The organism is Bacteroides sp. AM54-2NS, assembly GCF_003602935.1.
Lineage (GTDB): Bacteria > Bacteroidota > Bacteroidia > Bacteroidales > Bacteroidaceae > Bacteroides > Bacteroides xylanisolvens.
In genome coordinates, this window is sequence record NZ_QTMZ01000020.1 from 106417 (window position 1) to 115863 (window position 9447).

Genomic DNA, 9447 nt, shown 5'->3' on the forward strand with positions numbered 1-9447 from the left:
AGGAAAAGCAAACTCTGTGGTACTCTGTGGCAAAGCCGATTTTAAGGGAATTTCGGATATTGTTTGAAGTTCGGTTTACGTTTCTCCAGAAACGCATTCTTGCCTTCCTGTGCTTCATCAGTCAGGTAATAGAGCAACGTTGCGTCACCTGCCAATTCCTGAATACCTGCCTGACCATCCAGTTCGGCATTCAATCCTGCTTTAATCATGCGCAAAGCCAACGGACTAAGCAACATCATTTCTTCTGCCCACTGCACATATTCGTCCTCCAACTGCTCCAAAGGAACTACTTTATTCACTAATCCCATGTCCAATGCTTCTTGTGCATTATACTTCCGACAGAGGAACCAGATTTCGCGTGCTTTCTTCTGACCTACCACACGTGCCAGATAAGACGCACCGAATCCGGCATCAAAGCTACCTACACGAGGACCCGTCTGACCGAAAATAGCATTTTCCGACGCAATGGACAAATCACATACCACATGAAGCACATGTCCGCCACCAATAGCAAAACCGTTCACGGCAGCAATCACCGGTTTCGGGATGCTGCGAATCTGCTTTTGCACATCCAATACGCTTAGACGAGGCACACCGTCTTTTCCGATATATCCGCCACGTCCTTTCACATTCTGGTCGCCACCCGAACAAAACGCCTTATCACCGGCTCCGGTAATCACAATCACATCAATATCCGCTTCTTCACGGCAGATGCGCAATGCGTCACTCATTTCAGCAGTAGTTGTCGGAGTAAACGCATTCCGATAGCGCTCACGGTTGATCGTGATACGGGCAATTCCATTATAATAATCAAAAAGAATATCGTCGTATTCTCTAATGGTTGTCCACTCTCTTTGTGTTGACATAATCTATTTTTGTTTTAATTGATGATAATAATTCTTCAACATGCGCGCGTCCTTGTTTTTGTTGGTAAACACCTCCAAGAGCACAGGCTGCTCCATAGCTTCCGGTTGAGTGAAAGTTTTCATCGCTTCAGCCAGTTCTTCGTCATTTTGCGCTTGCAGATAGAGAAACCCACGCTCTTCTGCCCAACCTTTGGCCGATGTTTTATGAACTGCCGCAATAAATTTATGTGAGGTACCCGACATATCCAATCCCGGCAAGGTATGGAAAATCTCTCCTCCTCCATTATTTAACAGAAGAACACGCAGATTGGAGCGAACATTGACGTTCCACAACGCATTCATATCATAGAAGAAGCTCAAATCTCCGATAGCTATAAAGTTCAGTTTGTCGGAAGCTGCCGCATAACCGACAGCCGTAGACAGCGAGCCTTCAATGCCGTTTGTTCCCCGGTTGCAACAAACTTCAATCGTAGAAGGAATGGAGTATAATTGCGCATAGCGCACCACCGAACTGTTAGCCAGATGCAACGCACATGACTCCGGCAAGGCTTTCAACAACGTACCGACAGCAGACATTTCCGAATAAGCAAACTCCGGTTCAGGAATGATCTTGCAATAGTTTTCCCACACACGGGGATATTCAGGAGTCCGATTGTCCAGCAAACTGGCTATCTTCTCCAGAAACTCGAACGGGTCCATTTCGATCACCGTAGTTAATGAGCCATACAAATCGACCACCTCACCGTCCGGCGATACGTGCCAATGTTCTTTAGGCGGATGCTGACGGAGCAACTTCTTCAATCGTTTGGAAACGACATGTCCTCCATAAGTAATCAGCAGCTCCGGAACCATCTGATCTACCTTCTCTTCGGGCATGGCATAAAGCGCCGCATCGAAGTTCTTTACCGGAATACCGGGAACTGTCTGGTTGCCGATATGTTCCGTCAACCAGGCAAAATGTTTATATAATAACTTGATATATCTTTTTTCAAACAGATAGATAAGATTCATCTGACCGATGATAATCATACGCTTCTGGTATTTATTCATCCGGTCGACCAAATCGTTATAATCACGATCGTAGACGTTCAACCCCTGATAACGGGTTATGACACGCACTTCTGGAAGCGAATCGACCGTAAACTGGAACAATGGTTCAGAAATAGGGATATTGATATGTACCGGTCCTTTTCCATGATGGTTCGTCTCCAGCAATGCTTCATTCACCAGACGATTGCAATACCATTCATCTTCTTCCGTATGAATCTCCGGAAGGTTTACCGACTTCTTGACCAGCGTCTGAAATACGCCTGGTTGTGGTACAGTCTGTCCGTCCATTTGTCCGATCCAGGCAGCGGGACGGTCTGCAGAAATAATGACCAGAGGAACATTTTGATAAAATGCTTCTGCCACAGCCGGATGAAGGTTTAATAATGCAGTACCGGAAGTGCAGCAGACAGCAGCAGGCTTACCACCATTCAACGCAAGACCGATGGCAAAATAGCCGGCACTCCGTTCATCCGTCACCGGATAGCAGGTAAAATTCGGATGGTTAGACAAAGTATGCACTATGGGGGTGTTACGACTACCCGGACACAACACAACCTTAGTAATCCCATGCGCCTCAAGCAACGCAACCAACTGGAGTATGTTCTTCTTGTCTGTATACATGATGATAATTATTAGTAGTTTATGATTTTAAAGGAGGCACTGCAATCAGCCGTTTGATGGTTTGCAACTTTTTCTCCGTTTCCAGCCATTCGTCATTCAGTTCCGAAGAGGCCAATAATCCACCGCCGGCATAAAGAGTGAGTTGTTTATCTTCGATATGCATACAGCGCAGGTTTACATACAAGTCTGTTCGCCCTTCCGGATCGAGCCATCCGATAAAACCGGAGTAATAGCGGCGGTCGTAACCTTCGTTCTGCAAAATAAACTGATAGGCTTCTTCCTTCGGCAAGCCGCATACGGCAGGTGTCGGATGCAAAACTTTCAGAAGGTCTCCCAAACCTTTATTATCTTTCAAAGCGAACCGGAAATCGGTTTTTAAATGTGACAAAGCACCGGCATAAGCAGGATATGGCCCGTTTTCCGTAGCATGGATATCTAGTGAAAGAAGCTGACGACGGATATAAGAAGATACATAATCCTGTTCCTTCCGGTTCTTTTCATCCCATACTTGCGGCAGTCTGCCATCTTGCAAAGGCTGTGTTCCGGCCAGCGCAACCGTATGCCATTCGTCTTTCTCACCCGATAAAATGATTTCGGGAGTGCTTCCCAGCCAGATCCCTGTCTGCGGAGTATAACATAAGTATATATACGAATGAATATAACGTTTACAAGCCGCCCGAAAGATGGACGAAGGAGAGAAATCAGCTACTTTATCAACTGTAAGATGACGGGAAAGCACTAGTTTATCAAAAGTCCTGTCACGTAACGCATTTATAAAGGTATGAAAGCATGCCGTATATTCTTCCGTGGAAGAAGTCAGAAATGATTCTTGCCCTTGCAGGCGCAAGGCTATCTCCCGGTCCTCTTCCGTATCATCATCCACCGGTAAAGGCTGCCCCCACTGATCGGGTTGAATCAACACAACCGGACATGACTCACTCACCTGAAACGGAGCAATTACAAATCCTCTCTGTCCATTCAGTTCTTTCAAATCGTATATCAAACGGACCGCTCCTTCCGCCTGCGTCAACAGACGGGGAACTTTCTCTCCGGGAATACGGTAAACAGCAAACGGCTGCTTCCGCTGAATAAATGCATCAATAGTTGTCAAGTTACTTATTTCTTCGTCGGTCATCTCTTTTTCATCACACTGTTGACTACCCGTATGGAAGACACCAGTTTGTTTGTTGAAGTAAACACGTCTACATTCCATACGTGGGAGGAACGTCCTTTATGTACAACTGTTCCTACTGCACGCACGGTATCTCCTTCATGTGCAGAAGATATATGGTTTCCGCTGACCTGCATTCCTACTACAATCTCGTCCGGCTGGCAAAGAATCATCGAACCGAGTCCGGCAACTGTTTCTGCCAGTGCAAGAGTAGCTCCCCCATGCAAAATGCCGAAAGGCTGACGGGTACGATGGTCTACCGGCATCGTTGCTTCCACACGATCTTCGTCGGCGTATGTATATTGAATTCCCAAGTTTCCCATTAATGCATGGCGTGCCTGCGCATTCAGTTGGTCAAGGGGAATTTCGGCTGCACGCACTTCGGCTATGATAGCTTTCTCCACTGCAACGGCCACTCCGTCTTCCTCATTCGAAGCAGTCACATAGTCGGCACAGGCTTTGACCGAGTCTTGTGAATGTCCCATAGCTACACCCAGTCCGGCCAACTGAATCATTGTTACGTCACACACACCGTCGCCCACAGCAATCACTTCCTCACGCTTCACATCCAGTACCTCCAGCAAAGCACCCAAAGAGTTGGCTTTGTCGATAGCGCAGGGAACTACTTCCAGAAAATATGGTTCCGAACGGAATACGTCCAACGCTCCGTTCAATCGTCTCTTCCAGTGATCTTCCAGACCAACCAGTGCTTCTTCGTCATCGCTCACCAGCATACACTTACAAGGAGCAAAATCAACGGCAGCAGAAAATTCTTCTTCTTTGATTATTTGCAGGTTATTCAACCGGGCTTCATTTTGGATATGTTCATTTTCAGGAGAATCCGTTATGATCGTATCATCATGATAAGTGAATAAGGCAAAACCGTTTTTACGGGCTTTCTTTTCCAGATACGGCAACATTTCGGGATTAATCCGACGTTCAAACAGAATTTCCCCGTTTTGTGCATTGATAATCTGACAGCCATTATAGGAAAGGATAAAACCTCCATAGTTTCCAAGTTCAAGCATCTTGGCCAGCGGCATCAGGCCATAAGTAGGTCTGCCGGATGCCAGCACAATACGTACTCCCATTTGCTGAACCTTCAACAGGGCAGCCAATGTACGCTTACTAATTTCTTTCGCATCATTGAGGAGTGTTCCGTCTACATCAAGAACCAATAATTTATACTTCATGATTACACGATTTTGATTTAGATTACAAAGGTAGGAAATTGAGTGAACGACAGAAAGCGTAAACAGATAAAAATTACTTTAATTTCAATCTTTCAAACGCATTTCCAGATAATCGCGGAGGATACGGGCATGATTATACACCGGTTCTTTGGAAGCGTAAAGCAATGTTATCACCGGATGCGGCTTGATAAGAGTCAGAAAATCAGCCGTTGAGGAAGAAGCGTCAAGTTCTTTCTGATACTGTACGACAAAATCTTCCCAGTGTCCGGGAATATCTTCGTGAAACCATCTACGCAATGTGGAAGACGGTGTGATGTCTTTTGCCCAATAATCGTACTTCAGCCATTCTTTCTTCATTCCACGTGGCCATAATTTATCTACCAGTACCCGGTAGCCATCTGTTTCTGAAAAATCGTCGTAAACCCGCTTTATCCTTACCTGTATCATCTCTATTAATAGTTAATTATAAATAGATAAACCGGAAAATGCGAAAATTGTTTAGCAGAATCCACTCAATTCTATAACGAATCCTGTGCTTTTTTAAATTCGTAAGGAGTCATTCCCGTCTTTTTCTTAAAAAGATTGTATAAAATCGGGGTGCTATTAAATCCGGCCTCATCCGCAATGGCACGTATCGTATAATTAGGATGCTTTTTCATCAGTTCAATGGCATAATTAATGCGCAATTCATTGATATATCCATTAAAATTGGTTCCGGTACATTCTCTTATCATCCTCGCAAAACGTGCGTTATTCAGATGTACGATTTGTGCCAGATCTTCTCTCGACAATTCTGAAGAAAGATATAACTGTTTCTGAATAACGATATCATTCAGTTCCTGAAATATCTTCTTATTCTCTTCTTCTTCCCCACTTTCTTTATCTGTATCGTTAGCAAGTTCTTCCAGTTCTTCGGGTGAAATACGTTCCGGTTCAACCTCCGACACAACAGCCAGTTGTTCGTATACTTCCGATAACTGGTTCCCATCTTTTCTATTAGCAAATTTCTCGTTTATAAGCCTAGCAAGCATCCTGTTCTTATACTCGACTATATGATTGAAATGCCACAAACGCCAAACGATAAACAGAGTCAACACAACAATACACGCAAGAAAACAGAGGGTAATATTTCTTATTTTTAATTGAAAAGCCTGTTCGGCAATATATTCTTCTTTTTCAGAAGCGCCGTACATTGCATTCAATTCCAATGCAGCATTGTTTCTATCCCGGGTATTGATACTATCTGTTATAGTTAAAATCGTTTCACGTATCTCGGCAGCTTCTTTGTATTTATGCATACCCAAATATGCCTTCACTTCCTGTCGAAGGACAGTCAGATACTGTTCATTCAAAGTATCCTGCTGGGTTCTCATCAATTCCTTGAACCCCCTGCAATTATCAATAACCTTTTCATATTGTCCGGAAAGCGCCAAATAAGGAACCGAGTACATTTTTCCGTCGGGAGTATGAGACTCTTTCTTTGATAAGTATTTCTGATAATATTGCTCCGCCTTCTCATATTTCTTCTCCATGCAATAGATGTAGGCTAATTTGGCATATAAATAACTATATTGACCATCTACATAATCTTCAGAGATTTGAGGTACTTCCTTAAGCCGTTTAATCTGCTTTTCACGCTCAAAACCCACTTTCAATGCCTCATCAATTCGAGAATCATTCATTAAAAAGCTCATTTCTGCTCCATAGTAATAAGAGAGCAGCATCATTTCCCGCATCTCCTTTGAGCCCCGCAAAAGCTCAATAGTCCGGTTAAAATAATCGTATGCTTTATCTTTAAAAGATAATCTCCAATTATTCTCCCCCATACAGAAAAATAACCTGGCTTTGGCTTCCCTGTTCCCTAATTCTTGCGCCTGCCTGATTCCATCTAATGCATAACGCATACTTTCATTATATTTACTCATCATTGCCGAAAACTCAGCCAAATGTACTGTCATTTTCAGCATGTGTTTCGGATCTTTTTGATATATGGAATCAAGCAAATAAGCTTTCCTTGCATACATAAATGCCAATTTATTCATATACATATTACTATATGATAAACTACGCAATTCATTTACAACCCGCAAAGGAATCGTTTTCCTGTTCTCCGCTTCGTCCAGTAATTGCAGAGCACGCCTAGGTTCGGGAATATAAATATCCCTGATATATTTCTCCGTATACAGAGAATCATCTGTTAAAGTTTTATCAGCCCTCGAAAATTGATTATGTACAAATAAAAGCACCAAAATACATACAAAAAAACGCATAAGTTCTTACCGTATTTTAATCATTCAACATCCAAAGATATGTATTTTCCATAAAAAGTGCAAGGTACATCTTAATTTTGCAAAATTAAAATAAGAAACATTAGCTATCTTCTTATCCCAATCCTAGTTTCTGATAAATCTTCATCTCACAGAATCACAAGCCTAAAGCCTTTCCCAACCGGGCTTCAATACACACGCTCAAATCGGTCGTAACAAACTTACCATTATAAAAAAGAGTAAAGATAGTGGCTGGAGTAGGCGCATTTTGTGCCTGTTCCATGGTTTCTAATTCTATTATTTTTAATGGGAGATCCTTACTCTTGGCTGCATTGACCAAAGAACCGCGAACATGGAATTCAGTAAACGGACAACGATGAGTATAATACACTACTATTCCATCCCGGTCAGGACACTCACCTGTCAAGACACTGTCGTTGAATGAAGGATCGGGAGCAGCCGGATTTATTTTCAAAGCCAACAAACTGAATCCGTAAGGAAGTTTTTCTATAGTTTGGAAACCTTGTCGCAGCAGCCATTTTGTATCACTCATAAAATGAAATTTAGAAGTGCCCACTACGGTAACTAAACCATCTTTTCCCTGCAATTTCGCATCATCAATAGCAGACTGCAGCAAAGCCTTACCATGCCCGCATCCTTTATATTTACCCGACACCCAGAAACAATTTATCATCAGATAATTAGGAGCACTGACAGGAACCCACGCCTTTTCAGCAGGACCATATTCGATGAACACTTTCGCCCGTTCGTCAATACGTCTGAAAACATAACCATTATCAAACTCTTTTTTCAGCCATGCTTTTTTTAACTCATAACTATCTTTGCATTTCTTATCCGAAAAGGCACAGCATATATGTTCGTCCGCAATATTCTCCTTCGTCAAAGTGATGTAATTTGTTTCCATAATATTTTATTTAATAGGTTTAAAAATAACAAATCGATAAGCACTCATTATTATGAGTTATTAGAAAATCGCCAGGCTAATATTCTGCTGCTTTTAGTTCCCTGCTGCATTCTGATAATCTTATACTCCGATGCATTCACAGACTTCAATTTAGCACATAGCTTTTCAAGATTCTTTTCTTTTGAAACCAAGCTGGTAAACCATCCACAGTTCTTCTGATATTTCTGACTCTCGGAGATCATATTCAGTATAAAACGGATTTCTCCACCCTCACACCAAAGTTCATTCGCACTCCCGCCAAAATTTAATTGTACTTTTTTCACCTTCGTCCCTTTCAGGCTACTCAATTTGCGCAAGGTTCCGTCTTCCGCTTCTTCCTTCGAGCTATGAAACGGAGGGTTACATATCGTAACATCAAAATACTCGCCAGGCATGATAATTCCATCAAAAATTTTCTGACTGTCTTTCTGAAGTCGCAAGTCAATCTTATGTGCCAATACCGGGTTGCAAGTCACTATCTTCCGTGCATTCTCAATCGAGACCGGATCAATATCACTGCCCACAAATGTCCATCCATATTCTGTGTGCCCTATAATCGGATAAATACAATTTGCACCTACCCCAACATCCAGACATCTGCATTTCGTTTTCTGTTCGTTCGCATCTTCATCCTCTACCCGCAAATCTTTCGCTACCCTATCCGGCTGAATAAGATCGGCAATATAATGAATATAATCCGCTCTTCCGGGAATGGGTGGACACAAGTATTGTTTCGGTATATCCCAATAACGAATGCCATAATAACTGATTAATAATGCTTTATTTAAAGCTTTTACAGCTTGCGGATTAAAAAAGTTTATAGTTTGTACACCCAGAGGATTAAGTGATACGAATCTCTTAAGTGGAGGATAATTTTCTATCAACAACGGAAAATCATATTGACCATTGTGCTTATTTCTTATATGTAACTCACCTTTTTGCGCCATGTCGGCAAAGATACAGAGAAATTTCCTGTCTGCAAATTTTCCCTGTTAATACACTAAATTGGGCTCAGTTGTAATTCTTGGGGGATTAATATTTGTTAATTCCATTTATGCATATACCTTTGCTAGCCTAAAAAGGAAGAATCTCATATCCACTACTCCTCTAAATGATGCCCTAAATGCTTTGATTTTAGCATTAAATGCTTCCGCTGCTGCATTTGTACTCCTGTTCACAAAGAAGTTCAAAATCCTTTCATAATGGTTCTCAATAGAGTTTGCTACTGTTGTGAATGTATCGTATCCATATTCTTCAATCTTATTATACCATAGTGCCAGCTTTGCTCTTGCTACATCCTTGTCATAGTTTGTGG

General features: G+C 42.2%; 9 protein-coding genes. All 9 read right to left on the reverse strand.

Annotation, left to right across the window (positions count from 1 at the left end):
* Nucleotides 1-41: 41 nt before the first annotated feature.
* On the reverse strand, nt 42-866 hold the full coding sequence (gene menB / locus DXA05_RS13990; RefSeq protein WP_004310001.1) for a 1,4-dihydroxy-2-naphthoyl-CoA synthase: 825 nt from the start codon (nt 864-866) through the stop codon (nt 42-44).
* 3 nt (nt 867-869) lie between these two features.
* Nucleotides 870-2537 (reverse strand): 2-succinyl-5-enolpyruvyl-6-hydroxy-3-cyclohexene-1-carboxylic-acid synthase, encoded by a 1668-nt coding sequence (menD, locus tag DXA05_RS13995; RefSeq protein WP_008643120.1) that lies wholly within the window; start codon nt 2535-2537, stop codon nt 870-872.
* Between the two features lie 19 nt (nt 2538-2556).
* Entirely contained in the window at nt 2557-3672 is a 1116-nt protein-coding gene (locus DXA05_RS14000) for an isochorismate synthase (protein ID WP_009040767.1), read from the reverse strand.
* Nucleotides 3669-4901 carry a Cof-type HAD-IIB family hydrolase gene (locus tag DXA05_RS14005; RefSeq protein ID WP_004315182.1) on the reverse strand — a complete coding sequence of 411 codons (1233 nt, stop codon included), beginning with the start codon at nt 4899-4901 and terminating at the stop codon, nt 3669-3671. Before DXA05_RS14005 ends, DXA05_RS14000 begins: the two co-directional genes overlap by 4 nt.
* Nucleotides 4902-4985: 84 nt before the next feature.
* Nucleotides 4986-5348: a DUF488 family protein gene (locus tag DXA05_RS14010; protein ID WP_004315183.1), complete on the reverse strand. Its 363-nt coding sequence runs from the start codon at nt 5346-5348 to the stop codon at nt 4986-4988.
* 71 nt (nt 5349-5419) lie between these two features.
* A complete protein-coding gene (locus tag DXA05_RS14015; RefSeq protein ID WP_015532712.1) occupies nt 5420-7171 on the reverse strand; it encodes a helix-turn-helix domain-containing protein in 1752 nt (583 codons plus the stop codon).
* Nucleotides 7172-7325: 154 nt separating this feature from the next.
* A complete protein-coding gene (locus DXA05_RS14020; RefSeq protein ID WP_008643116.1) occupies nt 7326-8093 on the reverse strand; it encodes an N-acetyltransferase in 768 nt (255 codons plus the stop codon).
* Nucleotides 8094-8143: 50 nt separating this feature from the next.
* The gene (gene rlmF, locus DXA05_RS14025; RefSeq protein ID WP_128859283.1) at nt 8144-9079 is read right to left on the reverse strand and encodes a 23S rRNA (adenine(1618)-N(6))-methyltransferase RlmF; all 936 of its coding nucleotides are present in this window, start codon (nt 9077-9079) and stop codon (nt 8144-8146) included.
* Between the two features lie 105 nt (nt 9080-9184).
* Nucleotides 9185-9447: transposase (locus DXA05_RS14030; protein WP_284515556.1), on the reverse strand; the 263-nt coding region annotated here is incomplete at its 5' end.

What these genes read in the sequence shown, in the direction of transcription:
- menB (WP_004310001.1), bottom strand. Translation starts at nt 866, where the DNA reads ATGTCAACACAAAGAGAGTGGACAACCATTAGAGAATACGACGATATT.
- menD (WP_008643120.1), bottom strand. Translation starts at nt 2,537, where the DNA reads ATGTATACAGACAAGAAGAACATACTCCAGTTGGTTGCGTTGCTTGAG.
- DXA05_RS14000 (WP_009040767.1), bottom strand. Translation starts at nt 3,672, where the DNA reads ATGACCGACGAAGAAATAAGTAACTTGACAACTATTGATGCATTTATT.
- DXA05_RS14005 (WP_004315182.1), bottom strand. Translation starts at nt 4,901, where the DNA reads ATGAAGTATAAATTATTGGTTCTTGATGTAGACGGAACACTCCTCAAT.
- DXA05_RS14010 (WP_004315183.1), bottom strand. Translation starts at nt 5,348, where the DNA reads ATGATACAGGTAAGGATAAAGCGGGTTTACGACGATTTTTCAGAAACA.
- DXA05_RS14015 (WP_015532712.1), bottom strand. Translation starts at nt 7,171, where the DNA reads ATGCGTTTTTTTGTATGTATTTTGGTGCTTTTATTTGTACATAATCAA.
- DXA05_RS14020 (WP_008643116.1), bottom strand. Translation starts at nt 8,093, where the DNA reads ATGGAAACAAATTACATCACTTTGACGAAGGAGAATATTGCGGACGAA.
- rlmF (WP_128859283.1), bottom strand. Translation starts at nt 9,079, where the DNA reads ATGGCGCAAAAAGGTGAGTTACATATAAGAAATAAGCACAATGGTCAA.